This window comes from Paenibacillus sp. EB106-05-06-XG162 (assembly GCF_058791655.1).
Map to the genome: position 1 here is coordinate 580,799 of NZ_JBYTDT010000001.1, position 24,727 is coordinate 605,525.

General features: G+C 47.1%; 30 protein-coding genes. 20 read left to right on the forward strand and 10 right to left on the reverse strand.

Going from position 1 to position 24,727, the window contains the following annotated elements:
* Positions 1 to 8: 8 nt before the first annotated feature.
* Genes def through rsmB form a run of 3 tightly spaced genes read left to right on the forward strand, consistent with a single transcriptional unit; the run spans position 9 to position 2,797 of the window.
* Positions 9 to 491, forward strand: a complete 483-nt coding sequence (gene def / locus AC3WU2_RS02320; protein ID WP_314584160.1) for a peptide deformylase — start codon at positions 9 to 11, stop codon at positions 489 to 491.
* Entirely contained in the window at positions 492 to 1,421 is a 930-nt protein-coding gene (fmt, locus tag AC3WU2_RS02325; RefSeq protein ID WP_492450910.1) for a methionyl-tRNA formyltransferase, read from the forward strand.
* Complete coding sequence (gene rsmB / locus AC3WU2_RS02330) at positions 1,418 to 2,797, forward strand: 16S rRNA (cytosine(967)-C(5))-methyltransferase RsmB (RefSeq protein ID WP_492450912.1); 1,380 nt, start codon at positions 1,418 to 1,420, stop codon at positions 2,795 to 2,797. Before fmt ends, rsmB begins: the two co-directional genes overlap by 4 nt.
* 76 nt (positions 2,798 to 2,873) lie before the next feature.
* Here rsmB and gerQ read toward each other — a convergent pair whose 3' ends face one another.
* Together gerQ and AC3WU2_RS02340 are read right to left on the reverse strand one after the other, a co-directional pair.
* Positions 2,874 to 3,239, reverse strand: coding sequence for a spore coat protein GerQ (gene gerQ, locus AC3WU2_RS02335; RefSeq protein ID WP_314585022.1), 366 nt, complete (start codon positions 3,237 to 3,239; stop codon positions 2,874 to 2,876).
* Between the two features lie 238 nt (positions 3,240 to 3,477).
* A complete protein-coding gene (locus tag AC3WU2_RS02340; RefSeq protein ID WP_492452159.1) occupies positions 3,478 to 3,909 on the reverse strand; it encodes a cell wall hydrolase in 432 nt (143 codons plus the stop codon).
* Positions 3,910 to 4,096: 187 nt separating this feature from the next.
* Between AC3WU2_RS02340 and rlmN the strand changes: the two genes are divergently transcribed.
* The 7 genes from rlmN (at position 4,097) to spoVM (ending at position 10,207) form a co-directional block, all read left to right on the forward strand.
* On the forward strand, positions 4,097 to 5,140 hold the full coding sequence (rlmN, locus tag AC3WU2_RS02345) for a dual-specificity RNA methyltransferase RlmN (RefSeq protein WP_492450914.1): 1,044 nt from the start codon (positions 4,097 to 4,099) through the stop codon (positions 5,138 to 5,140).
* Between the two features lie 13 nt (positions 5,141 to 5,153).
* Complete coding sequence (locus AC3WU2_RS02350; protein WP_492450916.1) at positions 5,154 to 5,927, forward strand: Stp1/IreP family PP2C-type Ser/Thr phosphatase; 774 nt, start codon at positions 5,154 to 5,156, stop codon at positions 5,925 to 5,927.
* The gene (gene pknB / locus AC3WU2_RS02355; protein WP_492450918.1) at positions 5,924 to 8,089 is read left to right on the forward strand and encodes a Stk1 family PASTA domain-containing Ser/Thr kinase; all 2,166 of its coding nucleotides are present in this window, start codon (positions 5,924 to 5,926) and stop codon (positions 8,087 to 8,089) included. Before AC3WU2_RS02350 ends, pknB begins: the two co-directional genes overlap by 4 nt.
* Positions 8,090 to 8,142: 53 nt before the next feature.
* On the forward strand, positions 8,143 to 9,075 hold the full coding sequence (rsgA, locus tag AC3WU2_RS02360; protein ID WP_492450920.1) for a ribosome small subunit-dependent GTPase A: 933 nt from the start codon (positions 8,143 to 8,145) through the stop codon (positions 9,073 to 9,075).
* Positions 9,076 to 9,078: 3 nt separating this feature from the next.
* On the forward strand, positions 9,079 to 9,741 hold the full coding sequence (gene rpe, locus AC3WU2_RS02365; RefSeq protein ID WP_018756534.1) for a ribulose-phosphate 3-epimerase: 663 nt from the start codon (positions 9,079 to 9,081) through the stop codon (positions 9,739 to 9,741).
* 12 nt (positions 9,742 to 9,753) lie between these two features.
* Positions 9,754 to 10,011 carry a hypothetical protein gene (locus AC3WU2_RS02370; RefSeq protein ID WP_018756533.1) on the forward strand — a complete coding sequence of 86 codons (258 nt, stop codon included), beginning with the start codon at positions 9,754 to 9,756 and terminating at the stop codon, positions 10,009 to 10,011.
* Between the two features lie 115 nt (positions 10,012 to 10,126).
* Positions 10,127 to 10,207: a stage V sporulation protein SpoVM gene (spoVM, locus tag AC3WU2_RS02375; protein ID WP_018751565.1), complete on the forward strand. Its 81-nt coding sequence runs from the start codon at positions 10,127 to 10,129 to the stop codon at positions 10,205 to 10,207.
* A gap of 158 nt (positions 10,208 to 10,365) precedes the next feature.
* On the opposite strand, the gene rpmB is transcribed toward spoVM, so the two are convergent.
* Positions 10,366 to 10,554, reverse strand: a complete 189-nt coding sequence (rpmB, locus tag AC3WU2_RS02380; RefSeq protein ID WP_018756532.1) for a 50S ribosomal protein L28 — start codon at positions 10,552 to 10,554, stop codon at positions 10,366 to 10,368.
* A gap of 169 nt (positions 10,555 to 10,723) precedes the next feature.
* Between rpmB and AC3WU2_RS02385 the strand changes: the two genes are divergently transcribed.
* From AC3WU2_RS02385 to AC3WU2_RS02415, 7 genes are all read left to right on the forward strand, one after another.
* Positions 10,724 to 11,083 (forward strand): Asp23/Gls24 family envelope stress response protein, encoded by a 360-nt coding sequence (locus AC3WU2_RS02385; RefSeq protein WP_314584144.1) that lies wholly within the window; start codon positions 10,724 to 10,726, stop codon positions 11,081 to 11,083.
* A 15-nt stretch (positions 11,084 to 11,098) separates the two neighbouring features.
* Positions 11,099 to 12,841 (forward strand): DAK2 domain-containing protein, encoded by a 1,743-nt coding sequence (locus AC3WU2_RS02390; RefSeq protein ID WP_492450924.1) that lies wholly within the window; start codon positions 11,099 to 11,101, stop codon positions 12,839 to 12,841.
* Positions 12,842 to 12,899: 58 nt separating this feature from the next.
* On the forward strand, positions 12,900 to 13,775 hold the full coding sequence (locus AC3WU2_RS02395) for a DegV family protein (RefSeq protein WP_492450926.1): 876 nt from the start codon (positions 12,900 to 12,902) through the stop codon (positions 13,773 to 13,775).
* 2 nt (positions 13,776 to 13,777) lie between these two features.
* Positions 13,778 to 15,835, forward strand: a complete 2,058-nt coding sequence (recG, locus tag AC3WU2_RS02400; RefSeq protein ID WP_018756528.1) for an ATP-dependent DNA helicase RecG — start codon at positions 13,778 to 13,780, stop codon at positions 15,833 to 15,835.
* A gap of 70 nt (positions 15,836 to 15,905) precedes the next feature.
* Positions 15,906 to 16,193, forward strand: coding sequence for a stage VI sporulation protein F (locus tag AC3WU2_RS02405; RefSeq protein ID WP_314584138.1), 288 nt, complete (start codon positions 15,906 to 15,908; stop codon positions 16,191 to 16,193).
* 163 nt (positions 16,194 to 16,356) lie between these two features.
* Complete coding sequence (locus AC3WU2_RS02410) at positions 16,357 to 17,346, forward strand: acrylyl-CoA reductase family protein (protein ID WP_492450929.1); 990 nt, start codon at positions 16,357 to 16,359, stop codon at positions 17,344 to 17,346.
* Positions 17,347 to 17,506: 160 nt separating this feature from the next.
* Positions 17,507 to 17,707 (forward strand): hypothetical protein, encoded by a 201-nt coding sequence (locus AC3WU2_RS02415; RefSeq protein ID WP_492450931.1) that lies wholly within the window; start codon positions 17,507 to 17,509, stop codon positions 17,705 to 17,707.
* Between the two features lie 186 nt (positions 17,708 to 17,893).
* On the opposite strand, the gene nhaC is transcribed toward AC3WU2_RS02415, so the two are convergent.
* Complete coding sequence (gene nhaC, locus AC3WU2_RS02420) at positions 17,894 to 19,270, reverse strand: Na+/H+ antiporter NhaC (RefSeq protein ID WP_492450933.1); 1,377 nt, start codon at positions 19,268 to 19,270, stop codon at positions 17,894 to 17,896.
* A gap of 289 nt (positions 19,271 to 19,559) precedes the next feature.
* On the opposite strand from nhaC, the gene AC3WU2_RS02425 reads away from it, so the two are divergent.
* Positions 19,560 to 20,828, forward strand: a complete 1,269-nt coding sequence (locus AC3WU2_RS02425) for a DNA polymerase IV (RefSeq protein ID WP_492450935.1) — start codon at positions 19,560 to 19,562, stop codon at positions 20,826 to 20,828.
* On the forward strand, positions 20,825 to 21,307 hold the full coding sequence (locus AC3WU2_RS02430; RefSeq protein ID WP_492450937.1) for a YhjD family protein: 483 nt from the start codon (positions 20,825 to 20,827) through the stop codon (positions 21,305 to 21,307). Before AC3WU2_RS02425 ends, AC3WU2_RS02430 begins: the two co-directional genes overlap by 4 nt.
* 148 nt (positions 21,308 to 21,455) lie before the next feature.
* Here the strand turns inward: AC3WU2_RS02430 and AC3WU2_RS02435 are convergent, their stop codons facing one another.
* From AC3WU2_RS02435 to AC3WU2_RS02460, 6 genes are all read right to left on the reverse strand, one after another.
* Positions 21,456 to 21,953, reverse strand: a complete 498-nt coding sequence (locus AC3WU2_RS02435) for a hypothetical protein (RefSeq protein ID WP_018756520.1) — start codon at positions 21,951 to 21,953, stop codon at positions 21,456 to 21,458.
* Positions 21,954 to 22,171: 218 nt separating this feature from the next.
* Positions 22,172 to 22,408, reverse strand: a complete 237-nt coding sequence (locus AC3WU2_RS02440) for a spore germination protein (RefSeq protein WP_018756518.1) — start codon at positions 22,406 to 22,408, stop codon at positions 22,172 to 22,174.
* 96 nt (positions 22,409 to 22,504) lie between these two features.
* Positions 22,505 to 22,870 carry a spore germination protein GerPE gene (locus AC3WU2_RS02445; RefSeq protein ID WP_492450940.1) on the reverse strand — a complete coding sequence of 122 codons (366 nt, stop codon included), beginning with the start codon at positions 22,868 to 22,870 and terminating at the stop codon, positions 22,505 to 22,507.
* A 4-nt stretch (positions 22,871 to 22,874) separates the two neighbouring features.
* A complete protein-coding gene (locus tag AC3WU2_RS02450; protein ID WP_083927166.1) occupies positions 22,875 to 23,051 on the reverse strand; it encodes a spore germination protein GerPD in 177 nt (58 codons plus the stop codon).
* Positions 23,032 to 23,664, reverse strand: a complete 633-nt coding sequence (gene gerPC / locus AC3WU2_RS02455; RefSeq protein ID WP_492450941.1) for a spore germination protein GerPC — start codon at positions 23,662 to 23,664, stop codon at positions 23,032 to 23,034. The genes AC3WU2_RS02450 and gerPC overlap by 20 nt, the downstream gene beginning before the upstream one ends.
* 25 nt (positions 23,665 to 23,689) lie before the next feature.
* Entirely contained in the window at positions 23,690 to 23,887 is a 198-nt protein-coding gene (locus AC3WU2_RS02460; protein WP_492450943.1) for a spore germination protein GerPB, read from the reverse strand.
* 143 nt (positions 23,888 to 24,030) lie between these two features.
* Here AC3WU2_RS02460 and AC3WU2_RS02465 point away from each other — a divergent pair, with 143 nt between their 5' ends.
* Positions 24,031 to 24,474 carry an Hsp20/alpha crystallin family protein gene (locus AC3WU2_RS02465; protein WP_492450945.1) on the forward strand — a complete coding sequence of 148 codons (444 nt, stop codon included), beginning with the start codon at positions 24,031 to 24,033 and terminating at the stop codon, positions 24,472 to 24,474.
* The last annotated feature ends 253 nt before the right edge of the window (positions 24,475 to 24,727 follow it).

The window sequence follows — 24,727 nt, forward strand, 5'->3', positions numbered from 1 at the left end:
GTGCTGTGATGGCCGTTCGAGTTATTGTGCAAGAGCCAGATCCGGTGCTGCATAAACGTGCAAAAGAAGTAACGGAGATTACGCCTAAAATTATTAAATTGATCGATGACATGGCAGAGACGATGTATGATGCGGATGGGGTTGGCTTAGCTGCGCCGCAAGTGGGCATCCTTAAGCGTGTTATTGTGGTTGATTGTGGTGATGAGCATGGGTTGATTGAAATGATTAACCCTGAGATACTTTCCAAAGAAGGCGAGCAATTCGGTTCAGAGGGGTGCCTAAGCATCGTTGGAATCAATGGTGATGTTCGTCGTGCAATGACGGTTACGGTGAAGGGATTGAATCGTCATGGCGAAGAAATTATTATTACAGGCTCGGAGCTGCTGGCACGCGCTTTTCAGCACGAGGTTGATCATTTGAATGGGATATTGTTCACAGAGCTTGCCGAGAAACTCTACGACACTACCGAACGGAAAGGCAAGGAGAATTAAATGAAAATTGTATTTATGGGGACGCCGGAGTTCGCCGTTCCAGCACTTCAAATGTTATTAAGCGAAGGATATAACGTAGCGGCAGTCGTCTCACAGCCGGATCGGCCAAAGGGTAGAAAACGGTTATTAACACCGACCCCTGTGAAGGAAGTAGCGATTGAGAACGGTATTCCTGTGCTCCAGCCGATGAAACTTCGTAGTCCTGAATCGGTCGATGAGCTTGCCAAGTTGCAACCTGATTTGATCGTAACGGCTGCGTATGGACAAATTCTACCCAAAGCGGTTTTGGATCTTCCGCGATTAGGCTGCATTAATGTACACGGTTCGCTTCTGCCCGAATACCGCGGTGGAGCGCCAATCCAACGTTCGATTATGAATGGGGAGACAGTTACCGGTGTTACGATTATGTATATGGCGGAAGGTTTGGATACGGGGGATATGATCTCGCGCGTCGAGGTGCCGATTACCGACGAGGATACGGCGGGCACGATGTTCGAGAAGCTCAGTATTGCTGGAGCGAATCTGCTTCGAGAGACGCTGCCTGAATTGATTGCTGGACGCATCGAAGCCGTTAAGCAGGATGATTCACTCGCTACGTATTCGCCGAATTTGACGCGTGAAGATGAGCGAATTGATTGGTCACGCAGCTCGAGAGACATTTTCAACCAAGTTCGCGGTCTTGTTCCGTGGTCGGGTGGGTTCGCGCTCTGGCAGGATGAAGTGTTCAAGGTATGGTCATGCCGTGTGTCAGCGAGCGCTACGGATGCTGTGCCGGGCACAGTCCTTGCCTGCGATCCGAATGGCATTGAAGTGAAGACAGGAGACGGTTCGATCATTCTGACGCAAGTTCAGCCTGCTGGTAAGAAAGCAATGGATGCTGCGGAATTTGTGCGCGGCGGGAAAATGACGAAGGGAACGATACTAACGTGAGTGGGGCGGCGAAAAGAAAGGTATCTGCTCGTGAAGTTGCACTTGATGTCTTGACCCGTGTGGAGCAGGAGGGCGCTTATAGCAATCTGCTCTTGAACCAATCGCTCCAGAAATTGCAGCTAGAGCGTACGGAGGCTGGATTTGCTACGGAATTGGTCTATGGGACAATTCAACGACTGAATACCATTGACTATTTCTTAAGCTCATTCGTTAGCAAAGGACTTGCGAAGCTGCAGCCTTGGGTACGAAATTTGCTGCGCCTAAGCTTCTATCAGATCTATTACCTCGATCGGATTCCACCGCATGCGGCCGTGAATGAAGCGGTGAACATTGCTAAACGCAAAGGTCATCAAGGGATCTCAGGCATGGTGAACGGCGTGTTACGGAATGTGCTGCGTAATAAGGAATCGCTTAGCATTCCTGAATCGTTGGATCGTGTTGCCCGTATCGCGCTCTCCTATTCGCATCCGGAATGGATGGTAGAACGTTGGATCCAACAGTATGGTGAAGAAGCTGCCATTGCGATGTGTGCTTCGAACAATGAAGCACCACATGTAAGTGTTCGAGTGAATTGTGTGAAGACGGATCGGGATTCCATGCTCGAAGCGATGACGTCAGCAGGCATGGATGCACGGCCGTCCGAGATATCGCCTGCAGGCATTGTGGTTGATAGCGGCGGCAATATGGCTTTGACGGATTGGTACAAAGATGGACTCTTCTCGGTGCAAGATGAGAGCTCGATGCTTGTTGCCGAAGCGCTGAATCCTGAAGCTGGAATGGAAATATTGGATTGCTGTGCGGCCCCAGGCGGCAAAACGGCGCATATTGCAGAGCTGATGAATGATACGGGCCATGTCTTGGCGAATGATGTACATCCACACAAGCAGAAGCTGATTGCGGAACAAGCCTTCAGATTGAAGCTAGGGTCGATTGAGACGAGAGTGAGCGATGCGTTATCTTTGGCTAAGCAGCTGAAGCCTGCGTCCTTCGACCGCATTCTGCTCGATGCTCCTTGTTCAGGACTTGGCGTAATTCGGCGTAAACCAGACTTGAAATGGGCAAAGAAGCCGGAAGAAGTGGAACAGATTGCAGCGCTGCAATCGCAGCTGCTCGATGAAGTTCAATCTCTTCTTCGTCCAGGCGGAATTCTCGTCTATAGCACCTGTACGACTGAACCGGAAGAGAATGTTCGTATGGCGGAGGCTTTCCTTGACCGGCACCCGGACTTCACTTGGGCTGGAGAAGAATCGGCGAGTCCGGCTTGGCTCGATATTTGCGAGAAGACTGGGGAGCCTGCGAATCTAATTCAGATTCTACCGCATCAGTTCCATTCGGACGGATTTTTTATCGCAAGATTCATGAAACGCAAATCCTAATCCATCAAAGAACCTCCTATTCCACAGGTTTGTGGGAGCGGGAGGTTCTTTTGTAAATATATAAACTGCTCGTGAATTAGCGAGTCGGGTTGCCAATCACGCCCGGATACGTATAGTTGAGAGGTTCGTCAAAAGTTATATAATCGAGGTTCACCATCAGCATGAGAATGCGTTGTCCTGTTGTCGGATCGCTGATGATAATGTGATCGCGCCCTGCTGCTTCGATGACGCCGCGGAAAATTTTGGCGTTCCATTCGCAGTTATTTTCATATGTCATGTAGAATGTACCGGTTTTGCCGAGGTTCATACGAAGGATATTCTCTACATAAGATTGCTCGTATTGAGGTGGAGCTACTGTCGTCCCTGATGGTGTAATCACGGCACCGGTTGTGGCAGTCATAGGCCCGACGGGCGTACCAGGTGCTGCCCCTTGCGCTTGCATTCCTTGCATTCCTTGCATTCCTTGCATTCCTTGCATTCCTTGCATTCCTTGCATTCCTTGCATTCCAGGGTTCATTGGAGCGGCAGCGGGATAACCGGGCATGGTGCTTTGCGGCATGGGGATTCCTGCTGGTGCTGGAGCGGGAGCTGGCATCATATATCCATAATTTCCTACTGATCCTCGATAAACATAATTCATTGCGTTCTATTCCTCCTCAAATAATATCTCTTGTTAGGTGTTAACGTGAACGATAGACTTTTGGGCAGACTTCTCCCTCAGGGATATAGAAGCAATGCAATTTGAATCTGCCGCTTAGTTCTTGGTTGTACCATGTCGGTGGACAGTCCCCTGATGGACGGAAGTACCATAAGGCATTGCTTGCCGGCCATATTTGTTCGCCGTTAACTGCTCTTTGGGCGAGTCGGATGTCTCTATCGCGTGCCTTTTGATAGAAGTATCCTTTCTGGACAGCTTCGAATCCGCCAGGACTTTGGTAGACCATATCGTTGATACTGCGAATATTCAAGAAATCAAGGCAGTCAGCTAAAATTCGGTTAATTCCAACATTGCCGACCATCAACATGCCTTGTTCACCTTCACCTTCTGCCTCTGCTCGCAGGAGTCGTGCTAGTACTTTTATATCTTCGGAATTTGCTTTGACGACAGCCATATCACTATTCACCTCTTCCGTCTCTGACGTGGTCATTCACCCATACCTATCATATTGAGCGAGGGGGTAAGAGGTGATTACTTTCTTGGAAAAATTCCTCCCTCTTTAGCCAGGGGGTTATTTATGTTAAAATAGGACGAATGAGATAAACTAAGTAGAAAATGGACTGAATAGGTTGTGAGAAAAATTGGATAAACCATTTATTTATGATTTTACACTTGAAGAACTGCAAACATGGGCCAAGGAGAACGGGGAACCTGTATTTCGAGCGGCTCAAATCTTCGATTGGATTTATGTGAAACGCGTAGATAACTTTGAACAAATGAGTAATTTGTCCAAAGAACTCCGGCATAAACTGGAAGAGCAGTTTCAATTTGTAACCTTAAAAGAAATTACGAAGTTTGAATCCAAGGACGGTACGGTGAAGTTCCTCTTCGGCCTACACGATGAACATGCGATTGAGACGGTTGTGATGAAGCACAACTACGGGAATAGCGTGTGTGTCACGACGCAAGTGGGCTGCCGTGTCGGTTGTACGTTCTGTGCTTCAACCCTAGGTGGATTGAAACGAGATTTAACTGCAGGCGAGATTGTTGCGCAAGTCGTTCAAGCTCAGAAAATTCTCGATACCCGCGATGAACGCGTAAGCAGTATCGTGATTATGGGAACAGGCGAACCTTTCGAGAACTATGAGGAGACCATGAAGTTCTTACGTATTATGATTCATGAGAAAGGTCTTAATATTGGGCAGCGTCACATCACTGTCTCGACAAGTGGCATTGTACCGAATATTTATAAATTTGCGGACGAGAATACACAGATTAATCTAGCGATTTCCATCCATGCTCCTAATGATGCACTTCGCTCGAAGCTCATGCCGGTGAATCGCAGATTCCCATTCACTGATGTTATGGATTCACTTCGTTACTATTTGGCGAAGACGGGACGCAGAATTACGTTCGAATATGCCCTCATTGGCGGTGTGAACGATCGTCCTGAACATGCGGAAGAGCTTGCTGATGTGATCAAGGACATGCTCTGCCATGTGAATTTGATTCCTGTTAACCACGTGCCTGAGCGCAACTACGTAAGAACACCGCGTAATGATATTTTTGAATTCCAACGGATTCTAGAGCGTAAAGGAATTAATGCGACCATTCGTCGCGAACAAGGACATGATATCGCAGCGGCTTGCGGACAATTGCGGGCGAAGCATTTGGAAGCCAAATAGCGAGGTGAGAGCCATGAATATGGTACAGCGTTCCGATGTTGGGCGCGTTCGAACAGTCAATGAGGATCTATCTTGGGTACAAGCTCTGGATAGCGGGGTAACACTCGCAATTGTTGCAGATGGAATGGGTGGTCATCAAGCGGGGGACACCGCGAGCAGGCTAGCCGTTGAGACGGTCTCGCAGCAATTGCTGTCGCTCCGTTCGGGGCTTTCTGCTGAAGAATTAGGAGATGCGCTAGCTGCAGCGATTCTGCGAGCGAACCGCGTGATTTACGAACTCGCTTCGCAAGACAGGAAGTATCATAATATGGGGACGACGATCGTGGCTGTCCTTCTCGATGGTCTGAAGGGCATGATCGGTCACATTGGAGATAGTCGCGTCTACAAAATAAATGAAGATGTGATCGAACAGCTGACAGAAGATCATTCTCTCGTGAACGAGTTGGTGAAGAAGGGTCAGATTAGCAGCGAAGAAGCGCAGCATCATCCGATGAAAAATGTTGTGACTCGTGCATTAGGAACGGACCCCCATGTGTCCGTAGAGTTAATCCCTGTCGCACTTACTGAGCATGATACGCTTATGCTGTGCAGCGATGGGTTAAGCAATCGCGTTACGGAAGATGAAATGAAGCGTACCGTCAATACGGAACAAGACTCTCTTGCTGCGAGAGCGGATCAACTGCTTCAATTAGCCCTGCAAGCGGGCGGCGAAGATAATATTACAGTTGTTCTATTGGAACAGACATCAAGAATTAACGACAGCGCAGTAAGGGGGTGGGCGGAATGATTGGTCATGAACTAGGCGGACGATACGAGATACTAACACGAGTAGGCGGCGGCGGTATGGCGCTTGTCTATAAAGCCCAGGACCTATTATTAGGACGTAACGTAGCCGTTAAAATTTTGCGTCAAGAGTTCGTCCATGATGAGGAGTTTATTCGTCGGTTTCGTCGGGAGGCCCAGTCAGCGGCAGCCTTATCACATCCGAATGTTGTAAGTATCTATGATGTAGGTCAAGAAGAAGACATTCATTATATTGTGATGGAATACGTCGAAGGTCAGAATTTAAATGAGTATATTAAAGAGAAGGCGCCGCTCCAGGCCGAAGAAGCGATACATATTGCGATGCAAATCTGTGATGCTTTGGATCATGCGCACCATAACGAGATTATTCACCGTGACATCAAGCCGCATAACATTCTTATTGGCAAAAATGGCCGTGTGAAGGTGACGGATTTTGGGATAGCTCGTGCTGTGACCTCGTCTACGATTACACATGCAGGTTCGGTGCTAGGGTCTGTGCATTACTTCTCGCCAGAACATGCAAAGGGCGTTGCTACAGGGGCGAAGTCGGACTTATATTCGCTTGGGATTGTGCTCTATCAGATGCTCACTGCGCGTCTGCCATTCCTTGGTGAGAGCCCGATCAGTGTTGCGCTTAAGCATCTGCAAGATGAATTCGAGGAGCCGCGCGTGGTCAATCCTCTGATTCCGCAGAGTGTAGAGAACATTATACTGAAATCGATGCGCAAGAATCCACAGGAACGCTATCAATCGGCCAAAGAAATGATGGCAGATCTGGATACAAGCCTATCAGCGGATCGTCGGTTCGAGAAGAAGATTGGCTTCGAAGACGATGCATTTATCGATGAGCAGAAGACACGTGTTATTCCTGCCATTAAGCCGGATCGTATTGCGCCGAAGAAAGCTGCAGCTCCGATTGCTCGTGAAGTGAAAGAAGAGACAGAAGAGCAGGAGAACGAACGTACAGAGCCCAAGAAGAAGTGGGTGAAGCCAGCCGTTTGGGTAGGAGCGACTGTCGTGTTTCTTGCGATTATGCTCGGGGTCGTGCTGTACGTGCAGAAGCTTGTCTATGTCCCGGAGGTAACGCTGCCGAACCTCGTGAATCTTACGGAGGAAGAGGCAAGGAAGCAGTTGTCGGATCTGAAGATTGACATCGAAGAGCCGGTCAACCGCGTGAATAAGGAAGGCTTCGCGAAAGGGATCGTATTCGAGCAGAGTAAGCCGGAAGGCACGAAGGTGAAGGAAGGCTCTACGATCTCGATTTCGGTCAGCGAAGGGGTTCCAACATTCAAGATGCCGGGGTTGACCAATAAATCGTATACGGAAGCACGTCAGATGCTAATCGATCTGAAGGTGCCGGAGAGCCAGATTACGAAAGTGGAAGAAAATAATGATAATGTGGCAGCGGGCCTTGTGTTCGCGCAAACGCCTGAAGCTGGTACGGATAGTGACCTCACGCAGGTGCAAGTACGCCTAACGGTTAGTAAGGGCAGTGCGGCGCTCCCGATGCCGAATTTGATTGGCAAAACAGAAGAGGAAGCGAAGGCGCTAATCCAATCGAGTGGGTTTAAGCTTGCAGCGGAATCAGGCGGCGTGAAGCGCGAGCCGAGCTACTTCCCGAAAGGCGAAGTATTCAAGCAATGGCCGTATGAACCGAAAGAGAAGGTCGAGCCAAATTCAGAGGTCATGATCTACGTGAGCTCAGGTTATCCGCCGGAAGCGATTGAATACACATTCAATCTGCCGGTTGCACCAGTTGAAGAGGGCAAGAAGAGCTCCATTCGGATTGTCTATTCCGATGCTCGCGGAGAAAATATTGAATGGGGTCCTGCTCAGACCATTTCACATGTTCAGACGTTTGCCATCGATCTCGTGCTTGCCCCGAATAAAGATGGTGTCGTTAATGTCTATCGGAACAAAGAGTTCCTTGATTCGTATCCTGTCTCTTACTTTGATGCGAAGAATGGAACGGTTCAGATTCCGCAAATCGATGTCCCTGCAACCACGGACCCTGTTACGGATGGAACGACGACCAACGAATGGACCGACAGCAGCTTCGATACGGGGAACAATGGAAACGGTAATGGCAATGGCAACGGCCATGGTAATGGGAAAGATAAGAAAGACAAACATAATGATGACTAAGCCACACAATCGAAGCGGAGGGATGCTGCCATTCGAAGAATAGGAGCGAGAATATGCCTCAAGGATTAATTGTTAAGGCATTAAGCGGTTATTACTACATTGAAGCGTCAGGTGAGCTCATTCAATGCCGGGCGCGCGGGATTTTCAAGAAAAGAGGCGAGTCGCCGCTTGTTGGCGATTACGTTGAATATACGCTTACGGAGAACGGGGAGGGGATGGTCGATGCGATCTCCCCTCGCTCTTCGGAGCTGATCCGTCCGCCGATCTCCAATGTGGAGCAAGCGATTCTTGTCTTCTCGGTTCAAGAACCGGAACTTAATCTACAGTTGCTCGACAAATTCCTTGTTCATATTGAACATGCTGGACTGGATGTTGTGATCTGCTTCACCAAGGAAGACTTGCTCGATGAGTCTTCATCGGAGAAGGATGTTGAGGTTAGCGTGTCTTCCATTGCGGAACGAGAGTTAACGCGGATTGAGGATGCTGAGGCGCTGTACAAACAGATTGGCTATACTGTCATTCGAACAAGTTCTGTGACGGGACTTGGTAAGGAAGAGCTTATGGCGCAGCTGACGGGAAAAATCAGTGTCTTTGCTGGTCAATCCGGGGTGGGTAAATCTTCGATGCTTAACGCACTCTTGCCAGGGCTTGCACTGGAGACGAATCAGATCAGTATGAGGCTTGGCCGCGGTAAGCATACGACAAGACATGTGGAATTGATTCCTCTGCCTGCTGGGGGATTCGTAGCGGATACGCCGGGATTCAGTCAGCTCGACTTCTTAGAGCTTGGTGTTGAGGCATTAGGTGACTGCTTCCGGGAGTTCCGGGACTATGCGGCAGGGTGTAAATTCCGAGGTTGTACGCATCTGCATGAGCCGGGCTGTAAAGTGCTTGCTGCTAAAGAAGCGGGTGAGATTTCGGCGAGCAGGTATGCGCATTACGAGCTGTTCTACAATGAAATGAAAGAAAAGAAACGGAGGTACTAAACGATGAAACATAAAATTGCTCCGTCCATTTTGTCTGCGGATTTTGCCAAGCTTGGGGATGAAATTAAAGAAGTTGAGCGCGGTGGAGCCGACTGGATCCATGTGGACGTGATGGATGGTCATTTCGTGCCGAATATTACGATTGGTCCGTTAATTGTGGATGCCATTCGTCCGCATACAACGCTACCACTTGACGTTCATCTGATGATTGAGAAACCTGAACAATATATTCCTGTATTCGCTAAGGCAGGTGCGGATTGGATTACGGTTCATGCTGAGGCATGTACGCATCTCCACCGTGTCATCCACTTGATCAAAGAGCAGGGGGTTAAGGCTGGCGTCGCTCTGAATCCAGCAACGCCGTTATCGGCGATTGAGGAAGTGCTTGAAGATCTGGATATGGTCTTAATTATGACGGTGAATCCGGGATTTGGCGGTCAGAGCTTCATTGAGAGCACGTTGTCCAAAATCACTAGACTGCGCAACATGTTAGATGCTCGTGGATTACAGCATGTGCATATCGAGGTGGATGGTGGAGTTAACGAAGAGACCGTTGCGCGTGTCGTTCAAGCAGGTGCAGACGTGCTCGTTGCAGGCAGCGCTGTATTTGGGCAACAAGATCGCAAAGCAGCAATGGAACGCATTCGAGATCGCATGACATCGTAAGGAGTGACTTTCGTGACAGCACTGTGGTTAATTGTAGCCAGTCTATTATCGGGCATATTGCTCGGGACTTATACGTTAATGGCGTCGCCTGCGAACTTAATCTGTTCCTTGCTGGCGCTTGTGATTACGATTTATTTCTTCCGTAAATATGAACGCCTTGCGATTCGGATTTGGTATGTCGTTCTATCGATCATATTCTTCCTCCTCTTTATTGTCGTGATCACGATGATTCAATTTGTGAAGACGAATCCGATACCTGCATCGATTTAGGATTTGGGCTTATCCTTATCATTCTCTATGGAATAGGGCATGCCGTTCCCGCATATGATGGATACATAAGTGTGCGGGAGTGGGGGTTCTTTAGAAAATGTTGGGAGGGTGGAGTATGAAATTTTATACATTCAAGTTACCGAAGTTCTTGGGAGGCTTTGTAAAGGCGATTCTGAATACGTTCCATAAGAACTAGCGCGTAGTAACGCGCTAATCTGCGGTATCGTCTTCTTCATCCTGTGGTGGAGTCAAGACTTTGTATAGGCTAGCTGGAATTATGATACTTATAAAAGTTTTTTACATTTAAAAAAGCACCTGCGAGCAGGTGCTTTTTGCTTATGAGTTTATCAGTTATTATACGCGAGCTACTTTACCGGATTTCAATGCGCGTGTGCTAACATAAACACGTTTTGGCTTGCCATCTACCAAAATACGAACTTTTTGAACGTTAACGCCCCAAGTGCGTTTGTTTTTGTTGTTTGCGTGGGAAACGTGGTTTCCTGTTTTTGGCGATTTGCCAGTTACGAAACATTTGCGAGACATTGAGTACACCTCCTTGTTCGAGACACCTGCATAAAACAATACTTATATATAATAGCATAGGCAAATTTGCTTCGTCAACTCACCTAAAAAACTTTATTTATTTATCTTATCTATTATAGTACAATGTTGATTAGTCCATAATACACAAAAAGGAGTGGAGAAAAGAGAGATGACTATTCAACTCACCATGGAAAGTGGAAAAGTGTACATATCTGATGATGTCGTAGCGATCATTGCAGGTTCTGCTGCTCTGGATTGTTATGGGCTGATAGGAATGGCTTCGCGCAAACAATTGAAGGATGGCATTGCTGAACTGCTCGGCCGTGAGAACTTGGCTCGTGGTGTTGAGATTCGTAAGGTGAATGACCAGGTTCAAATAGATTTATACATTATTGTCAGCTATGGTACGAAAATATCCGAAGTTGCTCATAATATTCAAGTTAAAGTGAAGTATGTACTGAATGAAATCGTCGGAATTCATGTTGATGTGGTGAATGTGTTTGTGCAGGGCGTACGTGTAATAAGTTAGGAAGGGGAATACACCTTGAGGAAGTTTTCATTGGATGGGGCAGATTTTACAAGCATGGTCTTACGGGGTGCAAATCAATTGCATCAGTATTCCGATCATGTGAATTCATTAAATGTGTTTCCTGTCCCAGACGGAGATACAGGAACGAATATGAATTTAACGATGGCGGCGGGCGTGAATGCACTACGGGAGAAGAGCTCTCCGTCGCTTGGGAAGAGCGCTGAGGTGCTGTCCAAAGGACTACTGATGGGCGCACGTGGGAATTCGGGAGTTATTCTCTCCCAATTATTCCGTGGATTTAGCAAATCCGTCGTAGGGCTAGATTCCGTCAATTCAAATCAATTTGCTGCTGCACTGCAGAGTGGTGTGGATACTGCTTACAAAGCAGTCGTCAAACCCGTAGAAGGGACCATCTTGACCGTTGCGAAAGAGGCTGCCAAGCACGCAGTGCAAATTGCTCGCCGTACGACAGATATCTCGGAACTGATGCGGGAAGTGCTCCTGAAGGCGAATGAGGCTTTGGCGAACACGCCAAACCAACTGCCGGTGCTGAAGCAAGTCGGTGTCGTGGATTCGGGGGGACAAGGACTCGTCTACATCTACGAAGGGTTCTTGCAAGCTATTGAGGCTGGCGAAGCTTCTCATACGGACGTGCCAGCGCATCCTGCAACTACAGCTTCCACTGTAGATTCAGTGAAGCATACGGTGTCTGCACAATCGCAATTATCAACGGAAGATATTGAATTTTTGTACGATATGGAGTTTTTCATTCAGTTAAATTTAGGAAAACCGCAAAAGAAATTCGACGAGCACCGATTCAGGAAAGCGCTTGCGAAGAATGGGGACTCGATCATCGTGATCGCGGATCAAGAGATTGTGAAGGTTCACGTACATTCCAAAGCGCCAGGCGATGTCCTGAGTGAATCGCTGCAATATGGTGAATTGATCAAGATTAATATTCTGAATATGCGTGAGCAGCACCGTGATCTACTAGCCGATGGCGGTGATGTTACGCCGATGCCGGAACTGTATCCTGCTATTGATAGAGAAGAAGCGGGAACTGTAGAGACGGTTGTTGAACCTCCAGCAGATGAGCTTGCTGCTTATGGGATGATTTCTGTCTCGATGGGACAAGGGATTTCGGATATCTTCACAAGTCTTGGCGTAGATGTCGTTCTCTCAGGTGGGCAGACGATGAACCCGAGTACAGAAGATTTCGTCAAGGCGATTGAGTCAATCTCTGCGCAGCATATCTTGATTCTTCCGAACAACTCGAACATTATTCTTGCGGCACAGCAAGCCAAGGAACTCGTAACGGACCGTGAAGTGACGGTATTGCCTTCGAAGACAATTCCGCAAGGTCTTGCAGCAGCATTTGCTTTCCAAGAAGACGAATCCGTCGAAGTGAATATTGAAGCGATGGGGCAGGCCATTTCGCATGTGCAGTCAGGTCAAGTGACGTATTCGATCCGTGATACGAGCCTAGATGGCCTTGAGATCAAAGCGGGTCACTATATCGGGATTCATAATTCCAAAATTGTCGCGACAACCGATTCCATTGTGGAGACTTGTCAGGACTTGCTTCGCCAAATGATCGGCAGCGGCGACGAGATCGTCACGATCTTGGTCGGAGACGATGCAGAAGAAGAGACAACGGGGCAGTTAACGTCATGGATGGCAGAGCAATTCCCAGATGCGGAAGTGGAGATTCATCCAGGCGGACAGCCAATCTATCATTATCTGTTCTCCGTAGAGTAAATCTTCGATAATAACTCGCATTGCGTATACCTAAGCCTTGAATAAGGAGGAATTGGATATGGGTCAAGTGCGTATTGTAACAGATAGCACCGGGGATATCCCTCGTGAGATAAGAGAGCAGTATGATATCCGAATGGTTCCACTGAAAGTGCATTTTGGTGATGAGATGTACATGGATGCGGTAACGATCGAGCCGGCACAATTCTATGATAAGCTTACGAAATCGGAGAAGCTCCCGACGACGTCGCAGCCTTCTCCGCTTGATTTCACTGAGGTCTACAAACAATTGTTAGCGGAGCCAGATACCGAAATTATATCGATTCATTTATCTGCGGCTTTAAGCGGTACGTATCAGTCGGCTGTTCTCGCGAAATCGATGGTTGAAGAAGAGGATACCTCCAATGAGGGGCGCGTATCCATAGTGAATTCCAGATCGGCTTCCTACGGGTTCGGGCAGATGGTCGTGCTGGCCGCACGGCTTGCAGAGCAAGGGAAGTCGAAGGATGAAATTCTAGCGATGATCGCGAGATTTCAGCAGGAACGTAAATTGTACTTTCTTCTCGATACACTCGATTTCTTGCAGAAGGGCGGCCGTATCGGGAAAGCCTCGGCTGTACTCGGAACGTTACTGAACATTAAGCCGATCCTATCGATTGATGAGGAAGGCGAAGTGCATGCTGTCGATAAGGTGCGTGGTCAGAAGAAAGCGATGGCACGCGTTGTCGACATGTTCAAGAAGGATTTTGAGGGCAGACAAATACATATTGCTGCGGGGTATGCGACAGAGCGCGGTGCGTTAGAAGAATTAATTGGTCTTATGCGTGAGCAATTCGATGTAGCTTCTGTGGAATATACAACGATAGGCTCGGTCATCGGAACCCATACGGGTCCAGGTGTAATCGCACTCTTCGTGACCCCGGTGAATGAGGGTTAGCCATGGAACAGATGGACTTAAGACAAATTTCATTACGTAAAGTAAGTGGCGTGAGTGCTCCGAAGGAACTAGAGCTTCACGCCTTTGGCATTTTATCGGTAGCGGATCTGCTCGAATATTATCCCTATCGCTATGAGGACTATCGGCTAAGAGATTTAACCGAGGTGAAGGATGGCGAGAAGGTCACGGTAGAAGGGAAGATCGCGAGCCCTCCCGTCGTATCGCGATTCGGACGGAATAAGTCCCGGATGACTTGTAAGGTGATGATTGGCGATTTTCTCGTGACAGCCACGTGGTTCAACCGTCACTTCCTTCAAGAGCAGATCATTGCCGGACGAGAAATCGTGTTAACGGGAAAATGGGAGCAGAAGCGGATGCAAATTACGGTCGCGGACTCGGAGTTCCCAGACCGAGGGAGCGGGCGAAAAGGCACGCTGCAGCCGGTCTATACCGTCCACGGCAAGATTACGCAGACCTGGATGCGCAAGACGATGGTACAAGCCTTAACACAGTTCGGTGCGATGATTGAAGAGGTCCTTCCGTACGCTTTGGTGGAGCAGTATCATTTTATGCCTCGCAAACAAGCGATTGCACTTATCCATCATCCGCAGAATACGGAAGAAGGGCAGCAGGCCCGCAATCGGATGGTCTATGAGGAATTGTTCATGTTCCAGCTGAAGCTGCAAGCGTTCCGGACGTTGACGCGTGAACGTATGGACGGCATTGCGCATCAAGTGGAGAATCGCACGGTACGAGAGTTTGTGCGCAGCTTGCCTTTCGAGCTAACCGATGCACAGAAGCAGGTCGTCACCGAAATATTAAGTGATTTACGCTCTCCTAGCTGTATGAATCGACTGCTGCAAGGGGATGTAGGTTCCGGGAAGACGGTTGTTGCTGCAATTGCATTGTTCGCTACGGTACGGGCTGGGTATCAAGGCGCGCTGATGGTACCGACAGAGATTCTCGCCGAGCAGCATTTGCGATCACTGCAGAAGCTCTTCGAGCCTCACGGTATTCAAGTCGGTCTGCTCACAGGCAGTGTAACGGGGCGCAAACGTAAGGATCTGCTCGCATCGCTGCAGATGGGTATGATCGATATTGTGGTTGGTACGCATGCGTTGATCCAAGAGGATGTATTCTTCAGACAGCTTGGTCTTGTCGTGACGGATGAGCAGCATCGGTTCGGAGTGAATCAGCGGAGTATTCTGCGGCGCAAAGGGATGAACCCGGATGTGCTGACGATGACAGCGACTCCTATTCCACGGACACTCGCCATTTCTGCCTTTGGTGATATGGATGTCTCCACGATTTCGGAACGCCCCAAAGGGAGGAAGCCGATTCAGACGTTCTGGGTGAAGCACAGCATGCTGGAGCGCGTACTTGGCTTCATTCGCAAAGAGGTGGATCAAGGTCGCCAGGCCTATATGATTTGTCCGTTAATCGAAGAGTCGGAGAAGATTGATGTCCAGAATGCGATTGATCTGCATGTACAGATTCAGCAAGCGCTGCCTCATTATCGTGTAGGTCTTCTTCATGGTCGGATGAGTGCGCAGGAGAAAGAAGAAGTCATGCAGCAATTCAGTCGAAATGAAGTGCAGGTACTTATCTCGACGACGGTTATCGAGGTTGGGGTGGATGTGCCGAATTCCACATTGATGATCATAATGGATGCGGATCGATTTGGGTTATCGCAGCTTCATCAGCTTCGTGGTCGCGTTGGTCGGGGAGAACACCAATCCTATTGTATTCTGATCGCAGATCCTAAGTCCGAAGTGGGTCAGCAGCGGATGCAGGTCATGACGGAGACGGATGATGGCTTCGAGGTATCTCGGCGGGATTTGGAGCTGCGTGGTCCGGGGGATTTCTTCGGTACGAAACAGAGTGGTCTTCCGGAGTTCCGTCTTGCGGATATGGTAGCGGATTTTGCTGTTCTGGAACAAGCGCGTGATGACGCAGGGAGACTCGTCAATGATGCGGCGTTCTGGACATCTGCGCAATATGTTGGGCTTCGCAAGTTCCTGCAGCGTGAACAAATTTTCCAAGGGGATCTGTTAGATTAGTTCAATTGACAAGCTGCCTGCGCATATACTGGGAATATTGCATAAGTCGTTTCTCAGGAGGTGTCTACGGGTGAGTTATGTCAAATATGGGATTAGTCCGGATTTCGTGGAGCGGGTCAAGACCAAGACGAAGAATCCGCAAGTGAAAGACAAATTGAAAAAAATGCTGGATGGCGTGAACAAACACGATCTGCAGGATCGAACGAAGGTGCGCCGTCTCGTCAAATCGGCTGGGGTCATTCTGAATGAGAAGATTTCGGGAACGCAGGAAGATCAGATTGTTGCGTTCGTCTTGGCGCAGAAGATTGATCCGAATAATACGTTTCATCTCATTAAGCTGTGGGGGATGTTTCGTTAAGGTTGTGATGCCTGGTTCTCAGGGAAATGCCCGTTCTTCGATTTTAGAAGGCGGGCTTTTTGCTCCATATAAGTAGGAAGTCATTTTTATGTGATTTGGGCAACATATGCTACAATAGGAAGCGCAGGGTACATGAACTACGTACATACGGGAGGGATTTGACGTGACAAGATTTCAAGCTTTCGTGGTAGATAAACAAGATGAGGAAGTCATTACGCAAGTCAAGACGTTAACGATGGAAGATCTGCCTGCTGGGGATGTAACCATACGTGCTGCATATTCCAGTGTGAATTATAAAGACGGCCTGGCGACACTGCTGAATGGCGGTATTGTGAACCAATATCCGTTCATCCCGGGCATTGATGTTGCAGGGACGGTTATTGAGTCGAAGGACGAGCGGTTTGAAGAAGGAGATTTCGTGCTAGTCACAGGTTATGGGTTAGGCGTGTCTCATTTTGGCGGGTATAGCGAATATATTCGAGTACCAGGGGATTGGATCGTTCATCTCCCGGAAGGCATAACGCTCAAAGAATCGATGGCGCTTGGTACAGCTGGGTTTACTGCGGCATTATCTATACATAAGTTGGAACAACACGGTCTGAGGCCGGACCAGGGAGAAGTATTAGTCACGGGTGCATCTGGCGGCGTAGGGAGTCTGGCGGTGGCTATGCTATCCAAGATCGGCTATCACGTGGTGGCAAGTTCGGGCAAGACGGAGGAGCATGATTTCCTACGTAAATTAGGGGCGAAGGAGATTCTCTCACGGGAAGATGTATCACCTGAGCAGATTAGACCGCTCAGCAAAGCACGTTGGGCAGCTGTTATTGATCCTGTGGGTGGGAATACGCTTGCACATGCACTTAGTACCACCAAGTACGGTGGGGCTATTGCGGTGAGTGGAATGATCGGTGGTGCGGGATTCCCGGGCAATGTGTATCCATTTATTTTGCGCGGCGTACATCTCATTGGGATCGATTCCGTCTATTGTCCGATGGACGAGCGAATTGCGATTTGGAAGCGGTTAGGTTCGGATCTGAAGCCGGATTTGCTGCTCGAGGAGATTGGGCGTGTGACGACACTTGCGCATTTGTCACATGAACTGAAGATAATCCTGCAAGGGAAGCAACGCGGGCGGTTGATCGTAGCGTTGTAACGTGACAGGAATCGACATAATTTGGTAGACGGTCGATACTTGTTCTGATACAATAGGGGTAATTGGAAAATATTACGTTTGCGAAGAACGCAAGCTGAGGAGATAACTCCCGGTTTGTGTTCTTTTTTTGTTGTCATCAGCATAGGGAGGTGGATTCGTTATGAGAGTAAGACTGTCATCGTACTTGGACTGTGGCTTGAAACATCGAAATACGGACCTATTGGGAAGTCGAGCATGTGAGGAAACGGGGGCAGTACAGGGGGCTGGAGCTTGGGTTGGGATACGTAAAGTTGAAGGCGTTATTCATCAGCCTTGGTTCAAGAAATTGCAAGAACATCGTCAAGGGGGGGATATTACGTAAAAATAGAGATGAAAATAGCAGTAAAGCCAGGTGTAGGGGTAAAAAGGATGTCAGCTCAATCCGATAAGGTAAGAGCGGGGATCCTTTTTTTACAAGTTTGTAGAATGAAATCAAATTAGAAGAAAAGGGAGCGCTGCGGCGCTCCCTTTTTGCGTTGACCGATGAGATGTGATTCATCTTGGGTGGTTATTCGTTGCTTCCGAGCGAGTTCTTCTGTAACGGCTTGATGATGGCATAGGCGAAGGTGAATAAAGGACTGGCCCATAGGAATATCGCATAAGGCAAGTATTCGACGACCGGAACGCCCAGCGTCGATGCGAAGAAGGCGCCGCTGACTCCCCAAGGAATTAAAGGATTCACGAGAGTTCCACAGTCCTCAAGCGTCCGGGAGAGCGTTCTCGCCGGAATTTGGCGCCGCGCATATTCGTCCTTGAACATTTGACCAGGTAGAAGGATCGATAGATATTGCTCCCCCGTCATGCCGTTCACCGCAATGGAGGATGCGCCTGTCATAAGCACGATGCTGCTCTTCCGCTTCAGCGGCGCGATTACGGTGCGGAAGAAGGCTTCAATGACGCCGCAATGCTGCAGCAATCCGCCTAGAGATAAGGCGATCAAGATCAGAGAGACGGACCACATCATCGATTGCAAGCCGCCGCGATTGACTATCGAAGCGACGGTCTCGTTCGTAATGCTGCTCTTGTAGCCGCTCTGCATGACTTGGAACCACATGTCGATTGCACTCTGATGCTGCACGAACGCGGTGATCAAGAGGCCTGTGACGATCCCTACGATTAGCGTAGGCAAGATGGGTACACGTCTAACGGAGCAGATCAGAACAGCTAATGGCGATAATAATGTTAGCCAATGGATGTTGAAGCCCTCATGCAGCGCAAGCTTAATCTGTTCCATCGAGCTTAGAGCAACCGTGCCTGTTCGCGCCCCGAATAAAAAGAAGATCGTCGTCAGGACAAGTGCTGGAACGGTGGTATAGAGCATATTGCGAATATGTGTGAATAGCGTCGTACCTGCTACAGCGGGCGCGAAATTCGTCGTATCGGACAGCGGTGACATTTTATCGCCAAAGCAAGCCCCGCAAATGATGGCCCCTGCAGCTAATGTCGGTGAGACGCCTGTCGTCGTGGCGATCCCCATGAAGGCTACCCCAACCGTACTGACGGTTGTGAACGAACTGCCTGTGAACAAAGAGATCATGATGGTCACATAAAGCGCGCTCACGGCAAAATAATTCGGCTGAATATAATCCATGCCGTAGTAGAGAATGGTCGGCACGGTACCGCTCATCATCCAGACGGCGATAAGAATCCCGATGAGGGATAGGATCAGAATGGGCATGATCGCAGTCTGAATGCCGCGGATGATCGCCGATTCGATGCTTGTCCAAGGGATACCGAACATCCACAAGAGGGCGGCGGTTCCGACGGTCGTCGCGAGAAGCGGGAGATGCGGCTCTGCTTTTAAGAGGAAAATGGAGATGAATAGCAGGGAGAGAATAAAGACTATGAGCAGCATGCTCTTGGAGAAACTGAGTTGTTTATTCACGATGTTGGGCTCCTTAAATACTTTTTAGCTTTTATGCGTTAAAGTATAAAGGATGTGCATGGATAACGTCAATGTTATGAACATACAGAACAGGATGATTTTAGTGGGAAGGGGGTTTCAGTTGGATATCCTCGGCCAGTTTTATCATCCTGTGCAAGTCAGGTTAAATCTAGGCACCGATTTCCATAAAATTCACTTGCATATCGAACATGTGTTTGGTATATAATAAATACGAATGTTTGTTCGTTATATGTAAATGAGTTAGGAATATGACTTGGAGGGTGTTAAATTGAGTCAACCAAGCGAAAGGGTCATCTTTTTAGCGGACTGTCAGAGTTTTTATGCGAGCGTAGAGAAAGCAGATCATCCAGAATATAAGAACAAACCGGTAGCTGTGGCAGGAGACCCTGCGCGAAGGTCGGGTATCATTCTGGCGGCCTGCCCTATTGCGAAGAGCTTCGGTGTCACGACAGCGGAACGGCTCGGGGAGGCGCTCAGGAAATGTCCGGATCTTGTTATTATGCGCCCTCGTATGCAGCATTATATCGATATATCCTTGAAGATAACGGAGATATACGAAAAATTTACGGATCTTGTGGAAGTGTTCAGCATTGACGAACAGTTCTTAGATATTACGGCAAGTCAGTCCCTTCTGGGGGATCCCATCACCATCGCGAGGGCCATTCAAGACCAAGTAATGCATGAGACAGGAATACGCATACGCGTAGGGATCAGCTCGAATAAGATACTGGCGAAGATTGCAACCGACATATGGGCGAAGAAAAATAAGAATGGGATCTTCATTCTGTCGCCATCCGATCTTGAGCGTACACTATGGCAGGAGCCGGTCCATAAGATGTATGGCGTTGGCTCCCGAATGACCGCACACTTCACGAAGCTCGGCATGATGACGATCGGGGATATTGCACGAACGCCGTTGCCAGAGCTTAAGGATAAGTTCCGCGCACGGTTCGGCAAGCAGTCGGATATTCATGCCGAGGTGATGTGGCGAACGGCGAACGGTCTGGATAACAGCCCCGTGTCGCCAGGCACCTTCCATGCAGCGCCCAAATCGGTCGGTCATATGATGACCTTGCCGCGGGACTATGCGGATGCTTCGGAAGTCGATACGATTCTGCTCGAGCTGACGGAAGAGGTCTGCCGCGACTGTCGGCAGAAGGGTTATATGGGATCGGTCGTGACGGTCAGCTGTATGTGCAGCCCTTATGAGACGCCAACGGGCTTCTCGCGTCAGATGAAGATGGCCGATCCGACGAACAATACGAACAAAGTGTTCGAGACGGTGAAGACACTCTTCTATAAGTATTGGGATCAGATGCCCGTGCGGCGTGCCGGTGTTATGCTGAGTGCACTAACGGATGACGATGCATATCAGTTGACGTTGTTCGAGGATCAAGAACGGATGCGGGCGCTCGATCGAGCGACGGATCGTATTAAGGAGCGATATGGCAGTGCTGCAATCATGCGGGCATCGTCTGCCACGAAGGCGGGTCAAGCGTCGGAGCGGTCAATGAAAATTGGGGGGCATTATAAATGAGTAAGAAGCTGGAAAATAACGGTCTATGGGAGTCCAGTCGCATGATGCTGCCACAGCATCGGGAGGCCTTGCTAAATAGACATCATGAAATTCTGAGTCTTCGTTCAAGCCATCCAAAGAAGGAAGATATTGAATTAATACGCGATTATATTCTGCTCCCCATTATGTATACGCTGGTAACCAAAAAGATCTCCGAAGTAAAACTCTCTTCTGAGACGCTAAAGTCGCTATATGCCAAAGCAGCACAAATCCTTGCGGCTAATATTTACAAAGATTTGTCCAAGGTGAAACAAGAAATGATGGAAAAAGAAATTCGTGTCTTTAATGAAGAAAAGCATGAAGATATATTGGAGTTGCATTATGCCTATCGTGATTATGAGGATCGTTTGATTATAACAAAAGAATACATGAAGGCGGAAATAAGCAAGAGATTAGCTCGATACACGGACAGTCTTATAATAAACTTAAGTAAAATGTAATAATAAAAAATGAATGAGTTATTTACATGACCTACTACAACTGTTACAGGTATCAATGGAATTAAAAAAAAGATGACCCCTGTTCAATACGCAATACAGAGATCATCTTCTTCAATCTGCCTAGACTTTTTTTGAATGACACGGGAGATTACTCATAATTAGTTACAATATATCTTCCTTTGTCCTCTTGCCATTTCAGGGTATAGATCTTGTTCTCCGGTGTTGTAATTTTAAATTCTTCTTTACTGCCTTCCACTTTCACGGCATCGAATGTCGTATCGATTATGGAAGGATTGAAGAATGGAACCGCAGCGCCGTCCTCTCCTTTGTTCAAGACCACGTTGTCGTCTACCGTCTGGTCTGTAACATAATGGGCCATGATTTTATCGACGAGCGGTGCATCGAAGTATCCAAGCAGCAGTTCTTTCGCTTTATCTCGTCCGCCTGTTGCCGGATCTAAGATCGGCGTGCCGTCTGCTGCGGTTTTTTTGTGGAATAATATTTTGACTTTATCTACCGCAACACTAGCATCGTTATAGGCAATCTGCTTGTCCATCGGATCGGCTTCTTTGGCCGGTGTAGAGCAGGCTACAACGGATAGAATAAGAATGACTAGAATGAATACGGTCGTGAATTTGTTACGCATTTGAATTCTCCTTTTATTCTGTAATCATCACCATAGTCTAATCCGTTTTCTACCAAATTCCAACATGTAAAAAATTCCAATAGTGACGATCATCGTCCATGCGCGTAATACAGGTAGGAATTTAAAAAAGATGAACCCTGTTCAATACAGAGATCATCTTCTTCAATCTGTCTAGACTTATTGGATTCTATTTTCTTTTATAATGGGGCATATGTGAATTATACGATTCCCTTATTACCAAATGTCGATTGATTCGAATCGTTCACATCAGAATCCCACGTATTTGTAGCGCTGACAGCATTGTTGTTCGTCATGAAATCGCCTGTATTAAACGACCCTGAGCCGGCATAGGATTTGCTGGTACTTTCTGGTGATAATTGTATTGCATCGCCAATATGCACAATTCCAGATGATCCTACGCTTATGATTTTTATATTTCCAACTATGGAAGGCATACGTAATACCACCTCTATTGGCAAGCAAGATAATGCATCTTATGCCGTCATTCGCCTAAGTGACACATTTCTTATAGGCAAGATGAATATCTAAAGTTATTTCCTCAGTACCTGTCGTATCTGTTTGAACCTCGATTCACTTTCAATTAAGCAGTTTGAACCAATTTGAATAATGGAAGAAGTATCCACTCCTTTTATTTCTATCCCCCTTACTTTTATGAATTTCGATTCGTTAACAATATTCATCTGTACAGGGGTCAGTGCTGTCGGTTCTGGAATTTCTTTTGAGAAAATTGGATACTCGTTAAAATCCCCTTCTGTTCCAAGATAATTAGATATCTCTTTTTGAAAGACGAGAGCTTTTGAATCAGGTGTCAGCCTTTGTGCATCTCCTACAATTAGAATGGCACTCGCCGAAATGCTTTCAACCAGTAGCCACGGAACGAATGAAATTCTGGTCATTTTATCATCTTGATGGTAACGGAGCCGCTGGAGTGGGGACTAACGACTCTGGGGGAGTATCCGTAATAGATGAACATTTAATCACTTCAGTATCGCCGACCATCAATACAGAAGACGTGGACACACTCGTCACACGGATTGAAATTACATTAATTTCTTTATTAATGACTGTCATTTGCATGATGCTGAGCTCCCTTCGGATCAGTTTGAATCGTTGTAATATGCTGTTCAATCGCCATTTGAATGTCTCTTTTCACATGATCCAATATATATTGTCTAGCAATTGACGCATCCTTAGCTGTTTCTTTATCCATTTGGTTGATATAATGATGAATTCTGTCATGTACTTGTTTTTTTAAATCACTTACCATGAGTTGTCGATACTCTTGATCCACATGTACTTGGTGTGTTTTCGTAAAGGAATCAATTGTATCCGGAACTTGATTTTTTAGATACTGGTCCATCGTTTTCGATGTGGAATCATAAAGGTCGGATTGTTTATCCTTAGAACTTTGCACCCAATTCAAACCGTTTTTTTCCATTTCATCCATTGATTTTACTCCATCCGGAGTTACCCCGATTACTAGTGTCCCGCTTAAATTTTCTACTTTTAGCATATCAAATCGATACTCGATTTTATCTATTGAAATTTGCTTTTGATTTCTGGTCTCTGTCAATTCTTTTTTTAATTGTTCGAGGTTTGTTTCCAATTTGTTTATCTGATCCGTTTGCCAGTTGATATAAGTATGAAGTTGACGAAAATAATCGCTCCAATTATTTGAAGCTTGATTCATGGCTGTTCCTCCTAAAAAATATTTACTAATAACCTGGAGGTGGCAAAGGGACTAAAGGTTCTTCAGATTGACTCTCCGCGGCTGGAGGAGAACCACTTGTGTTGTACGAATTTGATAGTGGATTCATAACACCCGTACTGCCAATCTGCAATATGGAAGAATTTGATATCGAACTCACAGTTAAGTTTTGAATTGTAATACTCTGGTGGACTACAAGATTCATACGATACCACCTTCATTCCACGGTTTATTCCGGATTATACAACATATGCGGCAAATGCCTATTTGTTACTGCAACAATGGATGAACACCTAAAGACTCAACTTACATACAATATAGAAAATATCGGTTAGAGAGGTGACAAGGGTGAGAAAAACACCGAGAGATACGTTTGATTGGAAAAATTTTGATGAGTTTTTTGGTGGAAAATTACCTTCCATGGAAATGGAAAATGGAGTTCCTTCGCAAAATTGGGTTGAAAATTATGTACAAGGTATATTGAAAAATATCCCGACAACAGCTAAAAAAAACAACTTGTTAAAACACGATATATTTCAAACCCATAATTTTGTATTTATCAAAGTCGCCATTCCCCCAAATGTTAATATTAGGGATTTACAGTTATCCGTAAGTCCTAACCAGATCATGATTGAGGGACTTCCGGAAAATCAGCATCATGTCATTAAACTCCCAGAAATCGTAAAGTTTCGAGAAAGCAGAGCTAAATTCAAAGACGGCATCTTGCAAATCAAGGTAAGAAAAAATATTGATGACCAGAAATTTCATGATGTGTATATTAGTTATGAATAAAAGGTACCATTTGAGCTCGATAAGACGCTTTATACCCAAAATGAAAGCCAGTCTTCAATTGGTCAATATACCATCAAATGAAGTTCTGGCTTTTTGTCCTAAACAATATATAAGAAATCAGGTGTTGGGAGATAGGACAAGACTTAATAGTATTGCTCCCTTGTGCGGAGATCAGCATGAGGCTCGGTCGATATATTGATCAGTTCGTGAAAGTTTAATGGAGCGGGGAGAGCGTGAGGATTCGTATTCAGAC

Coding starts and splice junctions, on each gene's coding strand:
- def (WP_314584160.1), top strand. CDS start 9: ATGGCCGTTCGAGTTATTGTGCAAGAGCCAGATCCGGTGCTGCATAAA.
- fmt (WP_492450910.1), top strand. CDS start 492: ATGAAAATTGTATTTATGGGGACGCCGGAGTTCGCCGTTCCAGCACTT.
- gerQ (WP_314585022.1), bottom strand. CDS start 3,239: ATGCAAGCGCAAGGGGCAGCACCTGGTACGCCCGTCGGGCCTATGACT.
- AC3WU2_RS02340 (WP_492452159.1), bottom strand. CDS start 3,909: ATGGCTGTCGTCAAAGCAAATTCCGAAGATATAAAAGTACTAGCACGA.
- AC3WU2_RS02350 (WP_492450916.1), top strand. CDS start 5,154: ATGAATATGGTACAGCGTTCCGATGTTGGGCGCGTTCGAACAGTCAAT.
- pknB (WP_492450918.1), top strand. CDS start 5,924: ATGATTGGTCATGAACTAGGCGGACGATACGAGATACTAACACGAGTA.
- rsgA (WP_492450920.1), top strand. CDS start 8,143: ATGCCTCAAGGATTAATTGTTAAGGCATTAAGCGGTTATTACTACATT.
- rpe (WP_018756534.1), top strand. CDS start 9,079: ATGAAACATAAAATTGCTCCGTCCATTTTGTCTGCGGATTTTGCCAAG.
- spoVM (WP_018751565.1), top strand. CDS start 10,127: ATGAAATTTTATACATTCAAGTTACCGAAGTTCTTGGGAGGCTTTGTA.
- rpmB (WP_018756532.1), bottom strand. CDS start 10,554: ATGTCTCGCAAATGTTTCGTAACTGGCAAATCGCCAAAAACAGGAAAC.
- AC3WU2_RS02385 (WP_314584144.1), top strand. CDS start 10,724: ATGACTATTCAACTCACCATGGAAAGTGGAAAAGTGTACATATCTGAT.
- AC3WU2_RS02395 (WP_492450926.1), top strand. CDS start 12,900: ATGGGTCAAGTGCGTATTGTAACAGATAGCACCGGGGATATCCCTCGT.
- recG (WP_018756528.1), top strand. CDS start 13,778: ATGGAACAGATGGACTTAAGACAAATTTCATTACGTAAAGTAAGTGGC.
- AC3WU2_RS02415 (WP_492450931.1), top strand. CDS start 17,507: ATGAGAGTAAGACTGTCATCGTACTTGGACTGTGGCTTGAAACATCGA.
- AC3WU2_RS02430 (WP_492450937.1), top strand. CDS start 20,825: ATGAGTAAGAAGCTGGAAAATAACGGTCTATGGGAGTCCAGTCGCATG.
- AC3WU2_RS02435 (WP_018756520.1), bottom strand. CDS start 21,953: ATGCGTAACAAATTCACGACCGTATTCATTCTAGTCATTCTTATTCTA.
- AC3WU2_RS02440 (WP_018756518.1), bottom strand. CDS start 22,408: ATGCCTTCCATAGTTGGAAATATAAAAATCATAAGCGTAGGATCATCT.
- AC3WU2_RS02445 (WP_492450940.1), bottom strand. CDS start 22,870: ATGACCAGAATTTCATTCGTTCCGTGGCTACTGGTTGAAAGCATTTCG.
- AC3WU2_RS02450 (WP_083927166.1), bottom strand. CDS start 23,051: ATGCAAATGACAGTCATTAATAAAGAAATTAATGTAATTTCAATCCGT.
- gerPC (WP_492450941.1), bottom strand. CDS start 23,664: ATGAATCAAGCTTCAAATAATTGGAGCGATTATTTTCGTCAACTTCAT.
- AC3WU2_RS02460 (WP_492450943.1), bottom strand. CDS start 23,887: ATGAATCTTGTAGTCCACCAGAGTATTACAATTCAAAACTTAACTGTG.